At 62.8% G+C, this 21,946-nt stretch carries 23 protein-coding genes and 1 tRNA gene; 17 read left to right on the top strand and 7 right to left on the bottom strand.

The genetic code is table 11. From position 1 onward, the window contains the following. The first annotated feature begins 1 nt into the window (after position 1). The 3 genes from surE to EN853_RS11430 all read left to right on the top strand — a co-directional run bounded on the left by surE (position 2) and on the right by EN853_RS11430 (position 3,300). Positions 2 to 760, top strand: a complete 759-nt coding sequence (surE, locus tag EN853_RS11440; protein WP_127859913.1) for a 5'/3'-nucleotidase SurE — start codon at positions 2 to 4, stop codon at positions 758 to 760. Between the two features lie 13 nt (positions 761 to 773). Next, a complete protein-coding gene (locus tag EN853_RS11435) occupies positions 774 to 1,427 on the top strand; it encodes a protein-L-isoaspartate(D-aspartate) O-methyltransferase (RefSeq protein ID WP_127859914.1) in 654 nt (217 codons plus the stop codon). Positions 1,428 to 1,758: 331 nt separating this feature from the next. Continuing rightward, a complete protein-coding gene (locus EN853_RS11430; RefSeq protein WP_127859915.1) occupies positions 1,759 to 3,300 on the top strand; it encodes a LysM peptidoglycan-binding domain-containing M23 family metallopeptidase in 1,542 nt (513 codons plus the stop codon). Positions 3,301 to 3,400: 100 nt separating this feature from the next. Here EN853_RS11430 and EN853_RS11425 read toward each other — a convergent pair whose 3' ends face one another. Beyond that, on the bottom strand, positions 3,401 to 4,273 hold the full coding sequence (locus tag EN853_RS11425) for an ATP-binding protein (RefSeq protein WP_127859916.1): 873 nt from the start codon (positions 4,271 to 4,273) through the stop codon (positions 3,401 to 3,403). 267 nt (positions 4,274 to 4,540) lie between these two features. On the opposite strand from EN853_RS11425, the gene yajC reads away from it, so the two are divergent. From yajC to EN853_RS11395, 6 genes are all read left to right on the top strand, one after another. Next, entirely contained in the window at positions 4,541 to 4,879 is a 339-nt protein-coding gene (yajC, locus tag EN853_RS11420) for a preprotein translocase subunit YajC (protein ID WP_127859917.1), read from the top strand. A gap of 54 nt (positions 4,880 to 4,933) precedes the next feature. Next, positions 4,934 to 7,489 carry a protein translocase subunit SecDF gene (gene secDF / locus EN853_RS11415; RefSeq protein ID WP_127859918.1) on the top strand — a complete coding sequence of 852 codons (2,556 nt, stop codon included), beginning with the start codon at positions 4,934 to 4,936 and terminating at the stop codon, positions 7,487 to 7,489. Positions 7,490 to 7,616: 127 nt separating this feature from the next. Further along, positions 7,617 to 8,006 (top strand): Mth938-like domain-containing protein, encoded by a 390-nt coding sequence (locus tag EN853_RS11410; RefSeq protein ID WP_127859919.1) that lies wholly within the window; start codon positions 7,617 to 7,619, stop codon positions 8,004 to 8,006. Next, a complete protein-coding gene (locus EN853_RS11405; RefSeq protein ID WP_167524446.1) occupies positions 8,007 to 8,855 on the top strand; it encodes a phytoene/squalene synthase family protein in 849 nt (282 codons plus the stop codon). It begins immediately after the preceding gene. Positions 8,856 to 8,937: 82 nt separating this feature from the next. Next, on the top strand, positions 8,938 to 9,363 hold the full coding sequence (locus EN853_RS11400) for a hypothetical protein (protein WP_127859920.1): 426 nt from the start codon (positions 8,938 to 8,940) through the stop codon (positions 9,361 to 9,363). Next, positions 9,363 to 10,310: a sterol desaturase family protein gene (locus EN853_RS11395; protein ID WP_189343876.1), complete on the top strand. Its 948-nt coding sequence runs from the start codon at positions 9,363 to 9,365 to the stop codon at positions 10,308 to 10,310. Before EN853_RS11400 ends, EN853_RS11395 begins: the two co-directional genes overlap by 1 nt. On the opposite strand, the gene trmFO is transcribed toward EN853_RS11395, so the two are convergent. The 3 genes from trmFO to EN853_RS11380 all read right to left on the bottom strand — a co-directional run bounded on the left by trmFO (position 10,311) and on the right by EN853_RS11380 (position 12,414). Then, a complete protein-coding gene (gene trmFO / locus EN853_RS11390; protein ID WP_127859922.1) occupies positions 10,311 to 11,720 on the bottom strand; it encodes a methylenetetrahydrofolate--tRNA-(uracil(54)-C(5))-methyltransferase (FADH(2)-oxidizing) TrmFO in 1,410 nt (469 codons plus the stop codon). Between the two features lie 362 nt (positions 11,721 to 12,082). Further along, the gene (locus EN853_RS11385) at positions 12,083 to 12,223 is read right to left on the bottom strand and encodes a DUF1127 domain-containing protein (RefSeq protein WP_071096637.1); all 141 of its coding nucleotides are present in this window, start codon (positions 12,221 to 12,223) and stop codon (positions 12,083 to 12,085) included. A gap of 50 nt (positions 12,224 to 12,273) precedes the next feature. Continuing rightward, complete coding sequence (locus EN853_RS11380) at positions 12,274 to 12,414, bottom strand: DUF1127 domain-containing protein (RefSeq protein WP_071031999.1); 141 nt, start codon at positions 12,412 to 12,414, stop codon at positions 12,274 to 12,276. Positions 12,415 to 12,648: 234 nt separating this feature from the next. Between EN853_RS11380 and EN853_RS11375 the strand changes: the two genes are divergently transcribed. Both EN853_RS11375 and EN853_RS11370 read left to right on the top strand, forming a co-directional pair. After that, positions 12,649 to 13,767, top strand: a complete 1,119-nt coding sequence (locus EN853_RS11375) for a DUF2157 domain-containing protein (protein WP_127859923.1) — start codon at positions 12,649 to 12,651, stop codon at positions 13,765 to 13,767. Then, positions 13,764 to 14,345 (top strand): GDYXXLXY domain-containing protein, encoded by a 582-nt coding sequence (locus tag EN853_RS11370; RefSeq protein WP_127859924.1) that lies wholly within the window; start codon positions 13,764 to 13,766, stop codon positions 14,343 to 14,345. The genes EN853_RS11375 and EN853_RS11370 overlap by 4 nt, the downstream gene beginning before the upstream one ends. Before the next feature lie 35 nt (positions 14,346 to 14,380). Here the strand turns inward: EN853_RS11370 and EN853_RS11365 are convergent, their stop codons facing one another. Then, positions 14,381 to 15,421, bottom strand: a complete 1,041-nt coding sequence (locus EN853_RS11365; RefSeq protein ID WP_127859925.1) for a hypothetical protein — start codon at positions 15,419 to 15,421, stop codon at positions 14,381 to 14,383. 178 nt (positions 15,422 to 15,599) lie between these two features. After that, positions 15,600 to 15,684 (bottom strand) — tRNA-Leu (locus EN853_RS11360). A 345-nt stretch (positions 15,685 to 16,029) separates the two neighbouring features. On the opposite strand from EN853_RS11360, the gene tig reads away from it, so the two are divergent. The 6 genes from tig (at position 16,030) to EN853_RS11330 (ending at position 21,285) form a co-directional block, all read left to right on the top strand. Next, positions 16,030 to 17,529, top strand: coding sequence for a trigger factor (tig, locus tag EN853_RS11355; protein WP_127859926.1), 1,500 nt, complete (start codon positions 16,030 to 16,032; stop codon positions 17,527 to 17,529). A 295-nt stretch (positions 17,530 to 17,824) separates the two neighbouring features. Then, positions 17,825 to 18,505, top strand: coding sequence for a hypothetical protein (locus EN853_RS11350; RefSeq protein ID WP_127859927.1), 681 nt, complete (start codon positions 17,825 to 17,827; stop codon positions 18,503 to 18,505). After that, positions 18,502 to 18,837: a carboxypeptidase-like regulatory domain-containing protein gene (locus EN853_RS11345; protein ID WP_127859928.1), complete on the top strand. Its 336-nt coding sequence runs from the start codon at positions 18,502 to 18,504 to the stop codon at positions 18,835 to 18,837. Before EN853_RS11350 ends, EN853_RS11345 begins: the two co-directional genes overlap by 4 nt. Positions 18,838 to 19,006: 169 nt before the next feature. Then, positions 19,007 to 19,531: a hypothetical protein gene (locus EN853_RS11340; RefSeq protein WP_167524445.1), complete on the top strand. Its 525-nt coding sequence runs from the start codon at positions 19,007 to 19,009 to the stop codon at positions 19,529 to 19,531. 173 nt (positions 19,532 to 19,704) lie between these two features. After that, positions 19,705 to 20,085 (top strand): cytochrome c family protein, encoded by a 381-nt coding sequence (locus EN853_RS11335; RefSeq protein WP_127859929.1) that lies wholly within the window; start codon positions 19,705 to 19,707, stop codon positions 20,083 to 20,085. Positions 20,086 to 20,466: 381 nt separating this feature from the next. Beyond that, positions 20,467 to 21,285: a DUF2189 domain-containing protein gene (locus EN853_RS11330; protein ID WP_127859930.1), complete on the top strand. Its 819-nt coding sequence runs from the start codon at positions 20,467 to 20,469 to the stop codon at positions 21,283 to 21,285. Positions 21,286 to 21,327: 42 nt separating this feature from the next. Here the strand turns inward: EN853_RS11330 and EN853_RS11325 are convergent, their stop codons facing one another. Then, complete coding sequence (locus EN853_RS11325; protein WP_127859931.1) at positions 21,328 to 21,801, bottom strand: aminoacyl-tRNA deacylase; 474 nt, start codon at positions 21,799 to 21,801, stop codon at positions 21,328 to 21,330. Positions 21,802 to 21,946: the final 145 nt, after the last annotated feature.

Genomic DNA, 21,946 nt, shown 5'->3' with positions numbered 1-21,946 from the left:
CATGCGCATCCTGCTGACCAACGATGACGGCATCCATGCCGAGGGGCTGGCGTCGCTCGAACGCATTGCCCGCACGCTCTCGGATGACGTCTGGGTGGTAGCGCCCGAGCAGGATCAGTCCGGCTACGCGCATTCGCTGTCGATCTCGGAGCCGCTCAGGCTGAGGAAGATCGGCGAGAAGCACTATGCCGTGCGCGGAACGCCGACCGACTGCGTCATCATGGGCACGAAAAAGATCCTGCCCGGGCCGCCCGACCTCATCCTGTCGGGCGTCAACTCCGGCGCCAACATCGCCGACGACGTCACCTATTCGGGCACCGTCGCCGGCGCCATGGAGGGCGCGCTCCTTGGCGTCCGCTCGATCGCGGTGAGTCAGGCCTATTCCTATGTCGGCGAGGACCGCGTCGTTCCCTACGAGACGACTGAGGCGCTGGCCCCGGCGCTGTTGAAAAGGCTGATCGCGACGCCGCTTCCGGAAGGCGTGCTGCTCAACGTCAATTTCCCGAACTGCGCACCCGACGAAATCGAGGGCACGGTTGTCACCTCGCAAGGCAAGCTCGTGCACAGCCTCTGGGTCGACGAGCGCCGCGATGGCCGCGGCCTGCCTTACTACTGGCTGCGCTTCGGCCGCGAGCCGGTCGAAGGCAAGAAGGGCACCGACCTTCACGCGCTGCGCAACCGGCTGGTGTCAGTGACGCCGCTGCAGCTCGACCTCACCGCCCATGAACTCCGCGACCAGCTGACCAAGGCGTTGTCATGAATAAGGTTTTGGCATGAACACAGCCATCGACGAACGCGAAGGTTTTGCCGCTTTCCTGCTCCGCCTGCGGGGCAGGGGCACGGCGCCGAAGGCGCTGGTCGCCGCCTTCGAAGCGACGCCGCGCCGAGGCTTCCTTTCCGCGCAATTCCATTCGATAGCCTGGTCGGAGGGCATGCTGCCGATCGAATGCGGCGAAGCGATCGAGGGCGTGGACCTGCAAGCGGCGGTGATCGCCGCTTTGGCCATCGAGCCGGGCAACCGCGTGCTCGAGATCGGCACCGGGTCGGGTTATACGGCTGCCGCGATGTCCAGGCTTGCCGCGCGCGTCGTCACCATCGACCGCTACAAGACCTTGATCGAGCAGGCAAAGCAGCGTTTCGAGGCGCTGGGCATCAGCAATGTCATCGCGCGCCAGGCCGATGGTTCCAATGGTCTGCCCAACGAAGGGCCATTTGACCGCATCATCGCCTGGGCGGCGTTCGACAGCCTGCCGCGCTTCCTGCTCGACCAGTTGTCGAGCGGCGGCGTGGTCATTGCGCCGATCGGTCCGGAGGAGGGCGAGCAGGTGCTGGCCAAGCTCACCAAGGTCGGCAGCCGTTTCGAGCGCGAGGACATCGGCATGGTCAGGCTGCAGCCGATCCTGCGCAGCGTCGCCGCGGTCATCTAGGGACGAGCCGATATTCAGGTGATGCCGGTCTGCGAACGGCAGTCTCCTGCGCTTCCGGCCTTCGCCGGCCAAAGCACTCATGAGTTACTGCAGTCACTGCGCAGCAAAGGCGACGGCCGGCGTAGGCCGGTGCTCACGTACTTTAAGTACGCTTCGCTCCGGTTCCCGGAACTACCATTCTCGACTCGGCCTGACCTGAATCTCAGCCCGTCCCAAGGCGCCCAAGAAGTTTTAAGAAAATTTTCGTCGGATTCTAATGGGTTAACCCCGCAGTAACATTAACGCGCTTTAATCATGACCAGTTTGTACCGGGTCTGTGCGGGTTACTGCGATGCAATTCAGTGTTTTGAAGGCAAACGGACGCAATCTGGCGCGTGGCTGCGCCGTCCTCATGATCGCCGGCGCTGCCGCCGGATGCAGCTCCCAGGCCATGCGCTTCAACGGTGTCGACGACGTCTTCACCTCGTCCACCAACAACCAGCGCGCCATCATTAACAAGCAGAGCGCCGACCAGCCCTATCCGGGCGACACGGTCGCGCCGGCGCCTGTCGACGGCACGCACACCCAGTCGGTGAGCCGCTCGAGCCTCGAGCCGGTGACGTCGCAGCAGTTGCCGCCGCCCTCGCAGCCGGCCGCGGCGCCCGCCAAGCCGATGCGCACCGCCTCGGTCCCGGCACTCGCGCCGGCTCCCGCCGCGCCGCATCTCGACAAGACGGCCACCGGCACTGTCGCGCCGGCCGCCAAGCCGTTCAAGACGGCCGAGCCCGATGCCGTGCGCAACGCGAGCGCGGCACCGCACGCGACCGAGATCGTGGTGAGGGAAGGCGAGACGATTTCGGGCCTCGCGCGACAGTATCATGTGCCGGCCGATGCGATCATCAAGGTCAACGGGCTCGATGCCAACAAGGGCATCAGGTCCGGCCAGAAGATCGTCATCCCGGCCTATGCCTATTCGAGCAAGGGCGAGCCGAAGGTTACCGACGCCGGCAAGCCAGCCAACACCCCGAAGCAGCCCGCAGGCGCGCCTGAGAAGGTGGCCGTGCTGCCGCAGCAGCCAAAGCTCAAGGACGGCAAGTCGGCCGCGCCTGTCGATGCATCGGCGGCGGCCGCCGGCTCGAAGGACGCCAAGCCCGCGCCGCAGGTGGCCGAGGCCAAGCCGGCCGGCGCCGGCGGCACCTATACCGTCCAGCAGGGCGATTCCCTGTCCTCGATCGCCCGCAAGACCGGCGTCGGCGTCACGGCGCTCAAGCAGGCCAACGGCATGAAGGACGGGCTGCTGAAGATCGGCCAGACGCTCAAGGTTCCTGCCGGCGGCACCGCCGCGGTCGCGGCCGCCAAGCCGGCTGCGACTGCCGCCAAGGCAACCGTCGATCCGGTGACGACGGCGACCACGCAGCCGCCGGCAAAGACCACGCCGTCGGAAACGCTCGCCTCCTACACGCCGCCGAAGAAGGACGCCAAGGTCATCCAGCAGGCCGAGAGCGACGATGCGGTGGCGCCGGACGCGACCGGCATCGGCAAGATGCGCTGGCCGGTGCGCGGCCGCGTCATCTCCGGCTTCGGCTCCGGCAAGGACGGCGTCGATATCGCGGTGCCGGAAGGAACGCCGATCAAGGCGGCCGAGAACGGTGTCGTCATCTACGCCGGCGACGGTCTCAAGGAGTTCGGCAACACCGTGCTGGTGCGCCACGAGAACGGCCTGGTCACTGTCTACGGCCATGCCAGCTCGATCGAGGTGCAGCGCGGCCAGAAGGTCAAGCGCGGTCAGGAGATCGCGCTGTCCGGAATGAGCGGCACGACGGACTCGCCGAAGCTGCACTTCGAGGTGCGCAAGAATTCAGCCCCGGTCGATCCGAGCGGCTATCTCGAATAGAACAAGAACAAATCGCAGGCCGCCTGACCTCCAGTCCGGCCCGCCGGCTTCAGCCCGCTCCGCCAGGAGCGGGCTTTTTCAGTGGTCGGTCCCTCTCGCCTCAATCCTTGAGCGGCTTGCCGAGGCGGCCCGCGAGGTCCTGCGTGAATTGCCAGGCGACGCGGCCGGAGCGGCTGCCACGCGTCGTTGCCCATTCCAGGGCTTCCGCGCGCAGCGTTTCGGGGTCGATGGCGAGGCCGTGATAGCGGACATAGCCGTCGATCATCTCGAGATACTCGTCCTGCGAGCATTTGTGGAAGCCGAGCCACAGGCCGAAGCGGTCGGAGAGCGACACCTTTTCCTCCACGGCTTCCGACGGGTTGATGGCGGTGGAGCGCTCATTGTCGATCATGTCGCGCGGCAACAGATGCCGCCGGTTCGACGTGGCGTAGAAGATGACATTGGCCGGCCGGCCCTCGACGCCGCCTTCGAGCGCTGCCTTCAACGACTTGTAGGACGTGTCGTCGTGATCGAAGGAGAGATCGTCGCAAAACAGGATGAAGCGATAGGGCGCCACCTTCAGCAGTGCCATCAGCTTCGGCAGCGTGTCGATGTCCTCGCGGTGGATCTCGATCAGCTTCAGCGGCCGGTCGAGCTTGTCCGAGGCATTGACCCTGGCGTGCACGGCCTTGACCAGCGACGACTTGCCCATGCCTCGCGCGCCCCAGAGCAGCACATTGTTGGCGGCGAAGCCGGAAGCGAAGCGCTCGGTGTTGTCGAGCAGGATGTCGCGGACCCGGTCGACGCCGCGGATCAGGCCGATGTCGACGCGGTTGACCTTGCGCACCGGCTCCAGAAAACCCGGGTCGGCCTGCCATACGAAGCAGTCGGCCACGCCGAGCTCGGTCTCGGGAACGGGCGGCGGGGCGAGGCGGGAGACCGCCTCGATCAGGCGGTCGAGCTTCTTGTTCAAGGCACCAAGGCTATCGGTCATTTCCGGTCTTCTCGTTTTGGCAGCCCGCAACGTGAAGCGGGTTCCATGTCCACCCACCAAGAACCAACTGCAAGCTTTTGTTGGAGCACGGTTCTTTCGGCCAGCTCCAGACGGCTCCCGGCTGCGACGCTCTAGCACGCGCCAAACGGCTGGAAAAGCAACGGATTCGGCTGATCGCGGAGTTGCATTGGCAACTTTACCGACTATATTCCGCCCAAATTTTGCGGGGCCGCCCCGGGCGGTTTTCAATCATCCAGGAGTTTCTCGATGTTCGTCACACCGGCATACGCCCAAGGAGTCGGCTCCTCGCCAGATATGTTCATCAGCATTTTGCCGTTTGTCCTGATTTTCGTGATCATGTATTTTCTGATCATCCGGCCGCAGCGCACGCAGCTGAAGAAGCGGCAGGAAATGCTGGCTGCGGTGCGCCGCGGCGATACGGTGGTGACCGGCGGCGGCTTCGTCGGCAAGGTGACCAAGGTGATCGACGACAATGAGCTGGAGATCGACCTTGGCGGCGGAACCAAGGTGACGGCGCTGCGCTCGACGATCTCGGACGTGCGCGTCAAGGGCGAACCGGTGGCGAACCAGAACGCCAAGAAGTAATTTCACCTCGATGGCGGAACGCTGCCGCTTGTACGCCTGAACGGATAAGAACGAATGCTCTATTTCTCGCGCCTGAAGATGATCCTGATCTGGCTGGCCGTGGCCGTCACAGTGATCCTCGCCGCGCCCAACCTGTTCCCGGCAAGCATGCTGGCGCAACTGCCGAGCTGGGTGCCGAAACGACAGATGACGCTCGGCCTCGACCTTCAGGGCGGCTCGCACATCCTGCTCGAAATGAATCAGAACGATCTGATCAAGGACCGGATGGAGACGACGCGCGACGAGATCAGGACGCTGCTGCGCGACGCCAATCCAAAGATCAACTACACCGGTCTTTCGGGCTCGGGCCGTACCGTGCAGGTTCGCATCACGGATCCAAGTCAGCTTGACCAGGCCAAGAAGGTTCTGAAGCCGCTGACCGACCCGGTGGCTGCCGGGTTGTTCAGCGGCGGCTCGATCCAGGAAATGTCGCTGGATGATTCCGAGCCAGGCCTGCTCAAATTCACCGTCACCGACGCCGGCCTCAAATACCGCACCTCGACGGCGCTGTCGCAATCGATCGAGGTGGTCGAGCGCCGCGTCAACGAGCTCGGCACCACCGAGCCGATCGTGCAGCGTCAGGGCGACGACCGCATCCTGGTGCAGGTGCCGGGCCTGCAGGATCCGCAGCGGCTGAAGGAAATTCTCGGCCAGACCGCCAAGCTGACGTTCCAGATGGTCGACCAGTCGATGCCCGTGCAGGATGCGCTGAAGGGCCGTCCGCCGGCAGGCTCCTCGATCCTCTATTCGCAGGACGATCCGCCGGTTCCGTACCTGATCGAGAACCGCGTCATCGTTTCCGGTGAGAATCTGGTCGATGCGCAGGCGACCTACAATTCGCAGACCAACGAGCCGGTCGTTTCCTTCCGTTTCGATTCCAAGGGCGCGACCCGCTTCGGCCAGGCGACGGCGCAGAATGTCGGCAAACTGTTTGCCATCATCCTCGACAACCAGGTGATTTCGGCGCCGCAGATCCGCGAGCCGATCCTCGGCGGCACCGGCCAGATTTCCGGCAATTTCACGCCGCAGAGCGCCAATGACCTGGCGGTGCTGCTGCGCGCCGGCGCGCTGCCGGCAACGCTGACGGTCATCGAAGAGCGCACTGTGGGGCCGGGCCTCGGTCAGGACTCCATCCACGCCGGCAAGGTGGCGGGCGTCATCGGTTCGATCCTCGTCGTCGCCTTCATGTTCGTCGCCTATGGCTTCCTCGGCTTCCTCGCCAATATAGCTTTGGCCGTCCACGTGGCGATGATCGTGGCGCTGCTGTCGCTGCTCGGCGCGACACTGACTTTGCCGGGCATCGCCGGTATCGTGCTTACCATCGGCATGGCGGTCGACTCCAACGTTCTGATCTATGAGCGCATCCGCGAGGAGCGCCGAAACGGCCGCTCGGTGATCCAGGCTATCGACACCGGTTTCTCCAAGGCGCTGGCAACGATCGTCGATTCCAACGTCACCTCGCTGATCGCGACGGTGGTGCTGTTCTGGCTGGGCACCGGTCCGGTGAAGGGCTTCGCCATCACCTACGCCATCGGCATCCTGACCACCGTCTTCACCGCCTTCACCTTCACGCGCATGCTGGTGGCGATCTGGCTGCGCCGGGCCCGCCCGAAGGAACTGCCGCGGGCGCCGGTCACCTTCATTCCGCCGGGCACCAAGATCCCGTTCATGGGCATCCGCCGCTGGACGTTCGCGCTGTCCAGCCTGCTGTCGATCCTGTCGGTCGTCGGGTTCCTGACCATCGACATCAACTACGGCATCGACTTCAAGGGCGGCTCGATGATCGAGGTGCAGTCCAAGCAGGGGAACGCCGATCTCGGCGACATCCGCAACCGGCTGTCGGAGCTCAACATCGGCGAGGTCCAGGTTCAGCAATTCGGCGCGCCGAACGACGTCTTGATCCGCGTCGGCACGCAGGACGCCGGCGAGAATGCCGAGCAGACCGTCATCGACAAAGTGCGGGGCGAACTCCAGGACCAGTACGATTTCCGCCGCGTCGAGGTGGTGGGCCCGACGGTTTCCGGAGAGCTCGCCAAGCAGGGCACGATCGCCATGCTGATCGCGCTGGTCGGCATCCTGCTTTATGTCTGGTTCCGCTTCGAGTGGCAGTTCGCGGTCGGCGCCATCGTCGCCACGGTCCACGACGTGGTCATGACCATCGGCTTCTTCGTGATCTCCGGACTGGAATTCAACCAGTCGTCGCTGGCGGCGATCCTGACAATTATCGGCTATTCGCTGAACGATACGATCGTGGTCTATGACCGCGTGCGTGAGGATTTGCGCAAGTACAAGAAGATGCCGCTGCCGCAGCTCTTGAACAACGCCATCAACGAGACGTTGTCGAGAACCACGCTGACGTCGGTGACGACATCGCTGGCGCTGCTGGCGCTGGTGCTGTTCGGCGGCGAGGTGATCCGCTCCTTCACGCTGGCAATGCTGTTCGGCGTGGTGTTCGGCACCTATTCGTCGATTTTCATCGCTGCACCGTTGCTGATCCTCTTCAAGCTCAGGCCGCAGGCCGCCACCGCCGACGAGGACAAGCCGGTGAACGGCAAGGCCGTGGCGACCTGACGCCGTCAGAGCCGGATGATTTCAGGTCGAGTCGACCTGAAATCTGAATCCGGCTCTAAATCAAAGAGATAGAGCACGATGTCGTCCGAAAGCCGCTCCACACTTTTCGGCATCATGCTCTAGACCCATGGCCAAAGGCATCGTCATCCGCGAAGCGCATTACCCGGGCAGGGCGCCGATCGAGGCCTACGGCAATGGCGGCTTCCGCTTTGCCGACATGTCGCACCGCGGCTCGCTGCTCTGCCTGCCGTCCGGCATCCATGGCTGGGAGCCGGCCGACCCGCTGGCGCTGACGGCAGCGGATTTCGACAAGCTGTTCACAGAGGCGGGCAAGGTCGAGATCCTGCTGGTCGGCACCGGCAAGGATTTGCGGCCGTTGCCGGCGGCACTGCGCGCCGCGCTGAAGGAAGCCGGCATCTCGGCCGATCCGATGTCGACGGGCGCAGCCGTGCGCACCTACAACGTGCTTCTGGCCGAGGACCGCGCCGTGGCCGCAGCGCTGATCGCCGTCGATTGAATGGCCGGCACTTCCGACATCGTCATGGACGGGGTGCGCGCCGCCGACAATGACCGCTATCTCTCGGCGCTCTATGCGCCGGCCGGCAAGCGTGACGCGCTGCTTGCGCTCTATGCCTTCAATGCCGAGATCGCCAGCGTGCGCGACCGCATTCATGAGCCGCTGCCGGGCGAGGTCAGGCTGCAGTGGTGGCGCGATGTGATCGCGGCCGAAGGCGATGCGGAAACGGGCCACCCGATCGCCGATGCGCTGAGGGCTACGGTCGCCGTCAGTCATCTGCCGAAGGCTGCTTTCGACAACATGCTCGAAGCGCGCATCTTCGACCTCTATGACGATCCGATGCCATCGCGAACCGATCTCGAAGGCTATTGCGGCGAGACGGCCGCGGCGCTGATCCAGCTTGCGGCGATGGTGCTCGATCCGGCTGCCGCGCCGAGCTTTGCTGAACTGGCGGGCAGGGCGGGCTGCGCGCAGGCGATCACGGGTCTGCTGCTTTTGCTGCCGCTGCATCGTCGGCGCGGACAATGCTACGTGCCCGCCGATATCCTGGCGGCCGCGGGTACGACCGCGGAACAGTTTGTCAAAGACGACGGCGGTCCTGATGCAGAGCGAGCGGTGGCGGCGATGATTGCGCTGGCGCGGGAGCATCTCGGCGCTTTCGAGGAGGGAGCAGCGGCTCTCCCCGCGTCGCTGCGCCCGGCCTTCCTGCCGCTGGCGCTGACGCGCGCCTATCTCGACAAGATGGAAAGAAGAGTGAGGTTTGCGCCCGGCACAAGGGTGGCGCTCTCAACCGTGCGCCGGCATTGGCTGCTCCTGCGCCATGCCATGCGCGGCTGGGCGCTCCTTTGACGTAAACGTCAATTATGCTAGGGGTTCTGCCGTGCGGACTCGCGTCAAAGAAACGCGAGCCGCCGGAGGAGCCGCCTTTTCCATGAGCCTGCCAGTCCTGGTCGTCCTTGTCGTGTTCGGCATCGCGCTGTCGGTCGCGGCGGTGCATTTCACCGGCGGCACCACGACGGCGACGCTTTCCGGCGCCGACCAGGCGCTCGCGCGCTTTGCCGAAGACTTTCCTGACGAAAAGCCGGGCGCCGTGCGGCTGACAGCGGGCGGGCATGCCGCGTTCATCGAGCTCGGTCCGGCTCGTTGCGGCATCGTCCAGAGCATAGGCGACTGTTTCCTGACGCGCATCGTCACGCCGCATGACGTTCTGGCCCTGGCGAAGGATGGCAACGTCGTGACCTTCAGGCCGAACGACTTCACCTGGCAGGGCGGCAAGTTTGCCTTTGCCGACAATGCCGACGCGCAGGCGGTGGCAGCGACCCTGCAGAACCGCGATCAGACCCGAAAGGCGACGTGATGGACGACTACAATTTCCCGCAGGTCACGCAGCTTGCAATCCCGTTCTTCGTCGCCGCGATCCTGATCGAGCTGTGGCTGGTGCGCACCGGCCGCGCCAAGGGATCGTTCGAAACGCGCGACACGCTGACCAGCCTGATGATGGGAACCGGCAATGTCGTTGCCGGCCTGCTGCTCGGCGTCGTCTCATGGGCGCTGCTGTGGCTCTGGCAGTTCCGCTTCTTCAACCTCGGCCTGTCGGTCTGGGTGTTTGTCGCCGCCTTCCTGCTCGAGGATCTGCGCTACTACCTCTATCACCGCATCGCGCACCGGGTGCGCTGGGTGTGGGCCGAGCACGTCAACCATCATTCCAGCCAGCACTACAATCTCTCGACGGCGCTCAGGCAGAGCTGGACCGGCCTCTTCACCTTCACCTTCATCCTGCAGGCGCCGCTGGTGCTGCTCGGCTTACACCCGGCGGTGATCGCCTTCGTCTTCGGCTTCAACCTGGTCTGGCAGTTCTGGATCCACACCGAGACCATCGGCAAAATGTGGGGCTGGTTCGAGTTCATCTTCAACACACCCTCGCACCACCGCGTCCACCACGCTACCAACCCGCGCTATCTCGACGCCAACTATGCCGGCACGCTCATCATCTGGGATCGCATGTTCGGCACTTTCGTCGAGGAACTTGAGGAGGACCGGCCGCGCTACGGCATCGTCAAGAACATCGGCACCTTCAATCCGCTGAAGGTCGCCTTCCACGAGTGGATCGGCATGTTCAAGGATGCCTTTGCGCCAGGGCTGACGCTCGGCCAGCGCCTCAACTACCTCATCCAGCCGCCGGGCTGGAGCCATGACGGCTCGCGCGACACCTCGGAGACGCTGAAGGCGGCGTATGTACGGCGAAATCCGGGAGAGGCGGGCAAGCCGGGATTGCCGGGCGCGAGTGCCGCGCCGGCGGAGTAGCTATTCCGCGGCCTGCGCCTGCGCCGGCAACCCCAGCCACCCCCTGCAATCGGCCAGCGCGCGCGAGGTGATCGCGTGCCTTTTGGCGATGGTCTTGTCCTTGCCGCGCAGGCGCTTGCCCTCGGCCTTCGGCGCTTCCACGGGCGGGAACAGGCCGAAATTGACATTCATCGGCTGGAAGGAGCGTTTGCCGGGCTCGTCGTCCGAGACGATATGGCCGCCGGTGATGTGGTTGAGCAATGCGCCGAAGGCAGTGGTCGCCGGCGGCAGCGACGGCGCCTGGCCGAGGCGCTCGGCGGCGGCGAAGCGGCCGGCGAGCAGGCCGATCGCCGCGCTTTCGACATAGCCTTCGCAGCCGGTGATCTGGCCGGCAAAGCGCAGGCCCGGCCGCGATTTGAGCTGCAGCGAGGGGTCGAGCAGCGTCGGCGAGTTGATATAGGTGTTGCGGTGCAGGCCGCCGAGGCGGGCGAAGTCGGCATTTTCGAGCCCGGGAATGGTGCGGAAGATACGCACCTGCTCGGCATGCTTCAGCTTGGTCTGGAAGCCGACCATGTTGTAGAGCGTCCCCAGCGCATTGTCCTGGCGAAGCTGCACGACCGCATAGGCCTTCACCGACGGATTGTGGGCGTTGGTCAGGCCCATCGGCTTCATCGGCCCGTAGCGCAGCGTCTCGACGCCGCGCTCGGCCATCACCTCGATCGGCAGGCAGCCGTCGAAATAGGGCGTGCCTTCCCACTGTTTGAACTCGGTTTTTTTCCCCTCAAGCAACGCCGCCACGAAAGCGAGGTACTGCTCCTTGTCCATCGGGCAGTTGATGTAGTCCTTGCCGGTGCCGCCAGGGCCGACCTTGTCGTAGCGCGACTGGAACCACGAGGTGTTCATGTCGATCGTGTCGAAATGCACGATCGGCGCGATGGCGTCGAAGAAGGCAAGCGCATCGGCGCCCGTTGCCTCGGCGATCGACTGGGCGAGCGAGGGCGCGGTCAGCGGACCGGTGGCGATGATCGCCTGGTCCCACTCCGCCGGCGGCAGGCAGGGCACTTCCTCGCGCTGGATCGTGATCAGCGGATGCGCCTCGATCTTCTTGGTCACCGCGTCGGAAAAGCCGTCACGGTCGACGGCTAAAGCGCCGCCGGCCGGCACCTGGTTCGCATCGCCGGCGCTCATGATCAGCGAGCTGGCGAGCCGCATTTCGGCATGCAGCAGTCCGACCGCATTGGCGGCGGCATCGTCCGAGCGGAAGGAGTTGGAGCAGACGAGCTCGGCCAGCCCATCGGTCTTGTGGGCGTCGGTGCCGCGCACCGGGCGCATCTCATGCAGCACGACCGGGACGCCGGCTTCAGCGATTTGCCATGCGGCTTCGGAGCCGGCGAGGCCGCCGCCGATGACGTGGACAGGATTTTTGCTCATGAGCGCCGGAATAGTCGCTTGGCGGCCTGATTGCAATTGCCGGGCGGCAATGGGCGCGGCGGGAAGCAGGCTCCAAAAACAACAACACCCGCCGGGGGAGGAGATCCGGCGGGTGTCGTTTTAGGGGTCGATCCTCGGGAGGAGGTGAAGATCGACCATATTCGCCATCGCCGGGGAGGAGGTCGGCTCTGACGAAATCTCTTTCGCCATTTGAAAAGGGGCGAAACCTTTCTGGAGAACAACGCCCGCCGGGGGAGGAGGTCCGGCGGGCGCCGTTTCGGTGGTCAACCTTTGGGAGGAGGTAAAGGTTGACCGTATCCGTCAGGGTCGGGGAGGAGGTCGACCCTGGCGAAATGCCTTGCTTAGACCGCCTTGCGGGCGATCATCTTGATCTCGTCACGAACGATGCCGAGATCATGGAGCTGACGGTTCGAAAGCCGACCCAGCTCGGAAACCGTCTCGCGATAAACGCGCCAGTTACGGTAGCTACGGATCAGGTTCATTGTCTTACTTTCTCAAAACTGGTTCGGACCATTTGCGGTCCGAAGCGGAATTAGACCGCCTTGCGGGCGACGTAGTGGATGTCGCTGCGGCTGATGCCGAGGTCGGTCAGTTCACGGTTCGACAGGCGGCTCAGCTCGGAAACGGTTTCCCGGTAGCGGCGCCAGTTGCGGTAGTTGCGGATCAGGTTCATGGTAGTGCTCGTTTCGTCTTTGGTTCGGATCATTCCGTTTGTGTACGAACAGAAAGTAGGTGGGATCATATCGGTTTAAAAGTGCGATTGGCGCATGGCAGCAATGCAAATTGTGCAATGCAACATTAACGGCCATTCACGCTTGCGACACAAAGAAGACCGAATCGGAAAATGCCGTTGCGTCAACGGTTTGGGCCTCGCGGCTAAAAAAATGACCAAGCTTGGGGGAAGCGCATGGCGGGCTATGCGACACGGGTAAGGGCGGATATCGCCCGATGGCGGGAGGCGGGCCTGATCGACGCGCCGACGGCGGACGCATTGGCGCGCGACCTAGCCGCCAACGAGCGCACCTCGCTCAGCTTCGGCTCGATCCTGGCGATGATGGCGGCGCTCCTGTTCGGCGCCGCGATCCTCATCTTCGTCGCCGCCAACTGGGAGGTCATTCCGCGGCTGGTGCGCGCGGCAGCGCTGTTTGCCGTCATCGTCGGCGGCTATGTCGGCGGTGCGGTGTTGAAGACGCGCGACCACGCGGCGATCGGCGAGGCGCTGTGGATCGTGGCGGCCGCGGCCTTCGGCGGCTCGATCGCGCTGATCGGCCAGATGTACCATCTGTCGGGCGACGAGACCTCGGCGCTGCTGACCTGGTGCGCCGGCACGGCGCTGGCGGCGGTCGCATTGCGCTCGAATCCGCTCACCGTCGCCTCCGTCGGCATCGCCGATGCCTGGTTGTTCCTCAAATGGGGCGGATTCTTCCGCCGGGCCGAGTTTCCGTATCTCTTCGCCGCCGTGGCGCTGGTGCTGTTTGCCGTTTCTTTCTGGACACGCAGCCAGGCGGCGCGACACCTGATCATCCTGTCGATCCTGTTCTATCTCATGCTGCTGGCGATGGACCACAACACGCTCCAGGTCGCCATTCCGCTCGTGCTCGTCTCGGCGCTGCTGTTCGCGGCGGCGATCTTCGCCGCCGAACCTGTCGACAGGATCGCGCAGCTCGGCGGCCGGTTGCCCTTGCACGCGCTTATCGGCTTTCTTGCCGGCCTGGCAATGGTCCAGTTCGAACTGGCCGACGAGGCGATCTACAACAGCGGCTTTGCCATTGCCTCGGCGGTCGCGCTTGCCGGCATCGTTACGGCGATCATGCTCGGCGGCCGTGAGAGCAGGGGTTTGCGATGGGTGGCCTATGCCGGCTTCGCATTCGAACTCGCCATCATCTATGTGGTGATGTTGCAGTCGATGCTCGACACGGCCGGCTTCTTCCTGTCCGCGGCCGTGCTGCTGGGGATACTGGCGCTGGTCATCATCCGGGTCGAAAAGCGCATGAAGACGCCCGCCGGCGGAGGAGCAGCGGCATGAGCGGCAAAAGACTGATCATCGCGGCGCTGGTGCTGGCGCTCGTCCAGATTGGCTTCCTCAGCTGGATCATCGCCGGACGCGCGGCGATCCTGCGCAACGGCAAGGAAGTCCTGCTCAAGGTCGAGCCCGTCGATCCGCGCGACCTTCTGCGCGGCGATTACATTTCAATCAACAACAACATATCGCGGATCCCCGTGAAGCTGATCGCCAACATTCCGGAAGGCAAGCTCTCCAGCGACGAGACATCGATCGTGGTGCGGTTGAAGAAGGGGGCAGACGGCTACTGGCAGCCAACGACTGCGTGGTTCGGGCAGGCGCCGACGCCGGCCGGCCCGGACGAGGCCGACATAGCCGGACGCGTCGCCGACGGTTGGGGTCTGCGGGAACCGGACGCGACGATCGCGCCGGAATACGGGATCGACCGTTTCTATGTTCCGGAAGGCGAGGGGATGGCGTTCCAGGACGACATCCGCGTGCGGCCGTTCGGCATCAAGTTGGCGCTCGCGGCCGACGGCACGGCGCATATCAAGGCGCTGATGGACGGCGACAAGACGCTGTTCGAGGAGCCGCTTTATTAGAGCGCGACGGCGCGCCTCATCGACGATGGTCCCTGTTATCGCTGAACATTGCCTGTCTCTGCGATGATTTTGGGATAGGGACCGATTGAAATCGTGTAGCTAAAGCTTGTTGCTCCCTTTTCCTGCTTGTGTATCGAGGGGCTGCGCACGACCCAGTCATAGACGCCCGTAACCATGCACCGATCGTTAGCGCAGGTGACCACCACGCTGTCATTGCGGACGTTGTATCCGCGTTCAGGCCATCGCCGGTAAAACTTCCTCTTGTCCTGAATGATTGAGCTCAGGTTCGTCACCTTGCCATAATAGTCGACCGTGGGAGCGTAGGACGCTTGAACTTGAGCAAGAGCGAAGTCGTTGTTGTCGCCATGATGCTCGATGAGATCCTTGACGAAGGCTGCCGCAACGCTCTCCGCCTGATGCCCGGCGTCGGGCACAGGCACCGGAATGGGAACAGGATTTGGCCTCGTCGACACCAGCGATGTATCTGGGGGCGATTGGCCCGCTGTGACATTGGTCACGCGCAACTCTGCCATTTCGCTGGTCGATAGGTATCTTATGTCATGCTTGTCATAGCTCGAAGCCAGTTCGATCAGCTTGGGGTCGACTCCCATCTCGACCACATAGGATGTGATTGCGGCCGTTCCGAGCTGAACACGGGCCGCCGCTTCTTCGTTGGACATTCCGTCAGCCGGTTTCAGGAACGCACGATGAACGCCGATAGAACCTGGTTCGGCAGCACGGTGGACGCCACCCAGGAAGGCCAGTGAGCAGGCTGAAGCGCATTGCAACTGGCGAACCTGAAGCGTATCCAACCCTGCCGCGCGGATCATACGCCCCAATCGAATCGCACTGCCGACGTTGCCTCCGGGGGAATTGAATACGATAACCCTGGCCCCGCTGCCTACAACCGTGCTGTTAAACGTGTTCAGGGGTTCATTGGCGCCAAATTCACCGGAGACGACAAGAATTGGCTGCCCGGCCGGCGTGGAAGCCGGCGTGTATTCTAGCGCCTCGACCTGACACGTCGCTGCCGCGACCACTGACCCAGCACTGAAAAGTAGAGAAACGACGCGCACAACCTGACAGAGCCCCAACCTGCCTGTTGCAACTAAGAACCTGTTAGCGGGCTATTTCAAGAGCGTTGGACGTGCAAACGCCATGCCCTTGCAGGAGCTTTTCTGCGTGGATGAGGGCCTTGCTTGTGCCGCCAAGGAATTCACAGGGAAGTCCTCCTTCGCCAAAGGCCTTGGAGGTTGGTGCGGATGAAGGGACTCGAACCCCCACGCCTTTCGGCACTGGAACCTAAATCCAGGGCGTCTACCAATTCCGCCACATCCGCGTTCCCCGGCAATCCCATGTAGCCATCATTCTGTCAATCTCAGGGTCCAGATCACGCTCATTCGCCTAATCGCGAAGATGGTTGAAAATTAGCCTAGCCTGTGACAAAAGGCGTGTCGAATGTGACGGGACGCGACTATCCGCTTCTGCAGAATGTAAAAAGAAGTAGGAAAAACAAAGACTTCTTCACATTTTGGGAAGTGCAGTTCAGGAGAGTTTGAACCGCGTTAGCGGTCAAATCACCGGGTTCCGTACCAAAAGCCATTTCCGGCAAGATTATACCGGCAGGCTGTGAACGGGCTAAGGACCGTTTGGCAGCCTCATTGGTGAAAACAAAGGTTCTAGAATGCAGGTCACCGAAACGCTCAACTCCGGTCTCAAGCGCGAGATCAAGATCACCGTGCCGGCCGGTGACATGGAAGCCAAGCTGATGGCGCGGCTGAACGATGCCCGCGACAAGGTGCGGATCAACGGTTTCCGCCCCGGCAAGGTGCCGGTGCAGCACCTGCGCAAGATGTACGGCAAGTCGTTCATGGCCGAGGTCGTCAACGAGATCCTCAACGACTCGACCCGTTCGATCATCTCCGGGCGCGGCGAGAAGGCCGCCATGCAGCCCGAGGTCATCATGACCGAGGATGAGAAGGAAGCCGAGAAGATCCTGGCCGGCGGCGCCGACTTCGAGTTCCGCCTCAACTATGAGGTCATCCCGGCGATCGAGATCAAGGATTTCTCCGACATCAAGGTCACGCGTCAGGTTTACGACGTGCCGGATCAGGAAGTCGACGACCAGGTGAAGCGCGTCGCCGAATCCGCCCGCAGCTACGAGGCCAAGGACGGCAAGGCCGCCGAAGGCGACCGCGTGAGCATCGACTATGTCGGCAAGATCGCCGGCGAAGCCTTCGCCGGCGGCGCCGGCACCGACCAGCCGCTGGTGCTCGGCTCCAAGGAGTTCATCCCGGGCTTCGAGGACCAGTTGATCGGCACCAAGGCGGGCGACGAGAAGCAGATCACCGTCACCTTCCCGGAGAACTACCAGGCGGCGCATCTGGCCGGCAAGGAAGCCACCTTCGACGTGACCGTCAAGGAAGTGTCGGCGCCCGGCGCGCTGGAAATCAATGACGAGACGGCCAAGAACCTCGGCCTGGAATCGCTGGAACGCCTGCGCGAGATCGTGCGAGGCCAGATCGAGAACCAGTTCGGCTCGATGACCCGACAGAAGGTGAAGCGCCAGCTGCTCGACCAGCTCGACGCCGCCTATTCCTTCGAGGCGCCTTCGAAGCTCGTCGAGGCCGAGTTCAACAACATCTGGGCTCAGGTCAATCGCGACCTCGAAGCTGCCGGCCACACCTTTGCCGACGAAGAGACGACGGAGGAAGAGGCGCGCGCCGAGTACATGCGCCTGGCCGAACGCCGTGTGCGTCTCGGCCTGGTTCTCGCCGAGATCGGCGAGAAGGCCGGCGTCACGGTATCGGACGAAGAGCTGCAGCGCGGCTTGTTCGAGCAGGTCCGCCGCTTCCCGGCCAACCAGCAGCAGGAAGCCTTCGAGTTCTATCGCAGCAACCCGGAGGCGATCAATTCGCTCCGCGCCCCGATGTTCGAGGAAAAGGTGGTCGACTACCTGCTCGGGCAAATCTCGGTCGACGACGTCAAGGTCAGCAAGGAAGAGCTGATGGCCGAAGACGAGGAGGCTGAGACCGCGACCAAGGCGAAGCCTGCGAAGAAGGCTTCCTCGAAGAAAGCCGAGACCAAGGCGAGTGAAGCAAAGGCGGGCGAGGCCGCCGGCGAGGCGGAAGAGCCCAAGAAGAAGGCCGCGCCGAAGAAGAAAGCCGCCAAGGACGCCGAGTAAAAACGGCGCAATAAACCTCGTTTCGAAAGGCCGCCCTCGAGGCGGCCTTTTTCGTTATAGAGCAGCAGACGTCTCCAAGCGCTCGCCAAGGTGGTTCGGCAGGAGGTCTCCAGCCCGATCATCTTGATGAACATGAAATGGGTTGGCGTCCTTTCAAATTATTCCGCTAATTTTACGCTGAATAGGCTTAATATTTACTCCTCCGGAAGTTGTGTGAAATCGCTTACTGTTGCCAGATAGACCCTTGTGCTATGATAGTCGCTGGGCTGATCCCTATGTTTTCCGGGAAAAACGAATGGATCTGTTCAGCGGGGTGATATTTGCAATTGTCGCAACTGGGGGCGTTCTGGTCCTCGGTGGCATCTTTTTGATCGCTTCTGGCGCACTGAAACTTGCGGGCGACAAGAACGGTCTCACAGATGTAAAGATCGGCGACTTTTTTCAAATGGGAACGACAGTCCCAGGTCTGGGCATCTTTCTGCTCGGGCTGGCATTCGATTTTGTCGGGCTTTACTACGCGAACCAAGCGCGCCGTGACGATATAGCGGGGCAGATCGACGCCGCCGTGCAGAAGGAGCGAGCCGATCACGCTCTTCGTCTGACCGGCGTCGTGCAGATGAGCGCCGACCAGGATGTGAGACTTTCCGTCTGCATGGGACAGGAGCTCGTTGTCCGCAGCAACAATCCATTCGCGAACACGATCGGGCCGTATCTCGATTTCATGGTTGTCCGTCTAGAGACGGCAGGCGTTCCGCCGCAACTCTTTACGATTGCTCGTTCCGATTTTCTGCCCGACCGCTTCAAGGGCTTCTCGCACGTCTACATGCAGCAGAACGGGATGGTAGACATGGGGCAGGTCCGGCTTGACCAGGTCGTGAATCTCACGCCGGCTGTCAGCAGGGGCTTGATCCCCGTCACCCCTCCGGCCCCATCGCAACTGATCCCGGCGGGGTCGGCATACGGGCAAACCCGTTGAAACGCGTTTTGGCCATCGCTTTCGTCCTGGCCTTGCTGCCGTGCCTGGCATTTCCTCAAGTCATGCCGGGGCCGTATATGCAGATAAGTGGGGTCGTGGTGACATCGCGCGGCGTGCCAATCCCCGGCTGCCTTGTGCGATTGCAAAATCCAGATGTTGGGCTCAGTTACCCGGTCAGTACAGGACCGGCAGGGGACTATTATTTCCCTGAAGTGCCCACGCAGGTCCGCACGCTGTATGTGATTCAGGTATTTTGGAACGGCAGCATTATTTACAATGGTATCGTCTATCAACCCGGTTTGCAGCCGCCAATAACGATCCCGGTGCCCTGACCGGCCGCATAAATCAACCCGGTGTCGCTCAAGCAAAAGGCACTTCCGAATTCACCTTGTGGCAGCACGGCAACACAGTCAGGTTGTGTTGAATGCCCGCTGCTGGCGATACCGAACGTTGATGATTATCTGCGCGGTATCGCATTTCGCAGGGTCGTTGGAGGCACCGTTGACAGTGGCATTCAAGATGAGGGGCGTGGTTGTTGCCGCGGCGCTTCTGCTTGCCGCCGCCGATGTGGCCGCGGCCGGACCCGATCTCGGCAACTGGCGCGTCGATGCCGCCAGCGACGGCCAGGTGACGGCATCGCTTTACGCCAGCAACAAGCTGATCACAGGCGGCGGCGCGCTGGGCTACAGTCCGGTGCTGACGCTGGCCTGCCGGACGGGCGGTGAACCGCGCTGGAGCGAATGGCTGCAGCTCAACGACGCTGTTTCGGCCAGCCGGAAGATCACCATGTCGGTCATGGTCGACGGCGGCAGCAAATTCGATGAGAGCTGGTCTGTCGGCCCGCGCGGCAAATTGCTGGTCAGGGACGGGGATGACGGCATCAAGCGGCTGGTTTCGGCGAGCCGGCTGTTGCTGTCATGGCGCTTCGGCCTGCTCGCCGGCCGCGGCGAGGCCGATTTCGATCTTGCCGGACTGTCGGAAGCGGTCGGCCAGATGGCCGCAACCTGCAACACGGATCCGCCTTGAACCGGCTTGGGCTGCAACCCTCCGCAAACGCTGTTCCTATCTGACGGCTGGATTCTGTGGTATGTAGGTAGCGCAATTCCAGCGGGGATCTGCGGGTACTCCGCCCCGCCGCGAAGAGCGGCGTGCCGGCGCGATCGGCATGTCTGCACAATGGCGACCAGGGAGGAAATGCCATGCGCGCAATCGCGTTCTTAGCCGTTGTGCCTGCCATCGCGTTCGTTGCGAATCCGTCGCAGGCGCAGGATGCTGCCGCAGGCGAGAAGGTCTTCACCAAATGCAAGGTGTGCCACGTCGCCGACAAGGACCAGAACAAGGTTGGTCCGTCGTTGAACGGCGTCATTGGGCGCACTGCGGGCACCCACCCCGATTTCAGCTATTCCGCGGCCATGATCGCGGCCGGAAAATCCGGCGTGAAATGGGATGAGGCGACGCTGACGACCTATCTCCATGATCCAAAGGCCATGGTCAAAGGGACGAAGATGGCGTTCCCCGGCCTCAAGAGCGATCAGGACATAGCCAACGTCATCGCTTACCTGAAACAGTTTTCCAAGTAGGCATGGCCCCGCCACGCCCCGTTTGGTGGTCGCCTGCTTGTTCCGCAGGAGGACGGTCGGCAATCGCGCTGCTGAATATTGCGCCAGGCGCCATCACGCCGGCAGCGCAAAAAATCCCAACAACAGCAGAATAACTATGCCAAGGCCGAGTATGAGAAGCGTCCGCGTATCCATGACGTTCACCTTCGCGGCCTGAGAATACCGAAAAAGCACCTCTGGAGCCAGTGCGCCGCTGACTAACCGGCGCTGACCTGAGGGCGACAAATCGGGCACGAAGGAGTATGTTGGCGCTGGTGCAGGTCGCGGTTTGCGTGGCCAACCATGCAGAACGGCGGCACCGTGAAGCTGCGACCTTGCCGGACCTGGTCTGAAGGAGTGGTCATGGCAAATTTTCACGTGATTGCAGGGGCCAGCGAAACGCTGGAGCACACGAAAGTCCGGAAGATCGGTGTGTCCGATCTATTCGACGCGCTTAAGCGCGGTGTGGGCGATTTCATGGTCAAACCGTCCCATATTGTGTTTCTGTGCCTGATCTACCCGCTTGTCGGGGTGGTGCTCGCGGTCTGGACTTCGGGCGCCAATGCCCTGCCGTTGCTGTTTCCGCTTGTGTCCGGCTTTGCGCTGATCGGTCCATTCGCCGCGATCGGGCTCTACGAGATCAGCCGCAGGCGGGAGGCCGGGCTCGACACCTCCTGGCGTCACGCATTCGAAGTCAGGAACTCCCCGGCGTTGCCGGCCATCGCCGCGGTCGGGATCATGCTGTTTGCGATCTTCATCACATGGCTTTTGACCGCCAAGTTCTTCTACGAGCACCTGTTCGGCCCCGAGCCGCCAGCGTCGCTGTCCAGCTTCATCGCGCAGATATTCGCTACCGGACGCGGCTGGACGCTGATCGTTCTGGGTCACGCCATTGGGTTCGTATTCGCCGTGGTCGTGTTATGCACCAGCGTGGTCGCTTTCCCGCTGTTGCTCGATCGCGACGTTGGCGCCTACGAAGCCATCCATACCTCGGTGCGGGTGGTCCTTGCCAATCCGATTGTAATGGCCGTCTGGGGACTTATCGTCGCCGTTGGGCTGATCGTCGGCTCGCTGCCTGTGTTCGCGGGACTGGCGGTGGTGCTGCCGATCCTCGGTCACGCCACCTGGCATGTCTACCGCAAGGTGGTGGAATCCCCGGCAGCCCCGAGGCCGGCGAGCTGAGCAACTCCCGTCATTGCGTGCCGGCGATAGCACAGGTGCCGTTCAATAGGCCCGGTGGCTGAACCGCGCCTGACGCGCGCCTGTGGTCAGGTTGCGGAAATCCTTGCCGCTGACATGCACGAGCGTCTTGTGGTCGCCGCCCTCGAAATAGATGTCGGCGGCATCGCCGAGGCTTTCGTCCAGGATGACCGGCACATCATAGGCTGCGCCGATCGGCGGAATGGCGCCGACATCGCAATCATCGAAGAGCGAGACCACCTCATCCTCGGAAGCGAGCCCGAGGCGCTTGTCCATGACGTCCTGCAGTTTGCCGAGTTCGATTCTATGGGTGCTTGGGACCACGGCCAGCGCATAACCAAGTTCGTGGTGAACGACCACGGACTTCGCCATGATGCTGCCGGGCACATGCGCGGCAATGGCGGCCTGCCTGCTGGTGGATGTGCGATGATGCGCGACGGTGTCGTAAGGGATTCCCTTGCCGTCGATAAAATCCCTCAGTCTGTTTGCTATCGTCATTTTTGGCCTCCCTTGCTTGAGTTCACGAACGCATGCCGATCGCGTCCTCGTTGCCATGCCAGGAAAGATGGCCCGGCCGCCTGTTGTTTCAAGGCACCGGCACCCGCGGTCGCCGGCCGGATCGGCCGCGGTGAATTCGAAAAAT

The organism is Mesorhizobium sp. M1C.F.Ca.ET.210.01.1.1 (assembly GCF_004791585.1).
Classification (GTDB): domain Bacteria; phylum Pseudomonadota; class Alphaproteobacteria; order Rhizobiales; family Rhizobiaceae; genus Mesorhizobium.
The sequence above is the reverse complement of the archived record's forward strand: the minus strand, read 5'-3'. Positions and strand labels throughout refer to the sequence as shown.

Bases quoted from the DNA above. Each gene is read 5' to 3' on its own strand.
- surE (WP_127859913.1), top strand. From the start codon at position 2: ATGCGCATCCTGCTGACCAACGATGACGGCATCCATGCCGAGGGGCTG.
- EN853_RS11435 (WP_127859914.1), top strand. From the start codon at position 774: ATGAACACAGCCATCGACGAACGCGAAGGTTTTGCCGCTTTCCTGCTC.
- EN853_RS11430 (WP_127859915.1), top strand. From the start codon at position 1,759: ATGCAATTCAGTGTTTTGAAGGCAAACGGACGCAATCTGGCGCGTGGC.
- EN853_RS11425 (WP_127859916.1), bottom strand. From the start codon at position 4,273: ATGACCGATAGCCTTGGTGCCTTGAACAAGAAGCTCGACCGCCTGATC.
- yajC (WP_127859917.1), top strand. From the start codon at position 4,541: ATGTTCGTCACACCGGCATACGCCCAAGGAGTCGGCTCCTCGCCAGAT.
- secDF (WP_127859918.1), top strand. From the start codon at position 4,934: ATGCTCTATTTCTCGCGCCTGAAGATGATCCTGATCTGGCTGGCCGTG.
- EN853_RS11410 (WP_127859919.1), top strand. From the start codon at position 7,617: ATGGCCAAAGGCATCGTCATCCGCGAAGCGCATTACCCGGGCAGGGCG.
- EN853_RS11405 (WP_167524446.1), top strand. From the start codon at position 8,007: ATGGCCGGCACTTCCGACATCGTCATGGACGGGGTGCGCGCCGCCGAC.
- EN853_RS11400 (WP_127859920.1), top strand. From the start codon at position 8,938: ATGAGCCTGCCAGTCCTGGTCGTCCTTGTCGTGTTCGGCATCGCGCTG.
- EN853_RS11395 (WP_189343876.1), top strand. From the start codon at position 9,363: ATGGACGACTACAATTTCCCGCAGGTCACGCAGCTTGCAATCCCGTTC.
- trmFO (WP_127859922.1), bottom strand. From the start codon at position 11,720: ATGAGCAAAAATCCTGTCCACGTCATCGGCGGCGGCCTCGCCGGCTCC.
- EN853_RS11385 (WP_071096637.1), bottom strand. From the start codon at position 12,223: ATGAACCTGATCCGTAGCTACCGTAACTGGCGCGTTTATCGCGAGACG.
- EN853_RS11380 (WP_071031999.1), bottom strand. From the start codon at position 12,414: ATGAACCTGATCCGCAACTACCGCAACTGGCGCCGCTACCGGGAAACC.
- EN853_RS11375 (WP_127859923.1), top strand. From the start codon at position 12,649: ATGGCGGGCTATGCGACACGGGTAAGGGCGGATATCGCCCGATGGCGG.
- EN853_RS11370 (WP_127859924.1), top strand. From the start codon at position 13,764: ATGAGCGGCAAAAGACTGATCATCGCGGCGCTGGTGCTGGCGCTCGTC.
- tig (WP_127859926.1), top strand. From the start codon at position 16,030: ATGCAGGTCACCGAAACGCTCAACTCCGGTCTCAAGCGCGAGATCAAG.
- EN853_RS11350 (WP_127859927.1), top strand. From the start codon at position 17,825: ATGGATCTGTTCAGCGGGGTGATATTTGCAATTGTCGCAACTGGGGGC.
- EN853_RS11335 (WP_127859929.1), top strand. From the start codon at position 19,705: ATGCGCGCAATCGCGTTCTTAGCCGTTGTGCCTGCCATCGCGTTCGTT.
- EN853_RS11330 (WP_127859930.1), top strand. From the start codon at position 20,467: ATGGCAAATTTTCACGTGATTGCAGGGGCCAGCGAAACGCTGGAGCAC.
- EN853_RS11325 (WP_127859931.1), bottom strand. From the start codon at position 21,801: ATGACGATAGCAAACAGACTGAGGGATTTTATCGACGGCAAGGGAATC.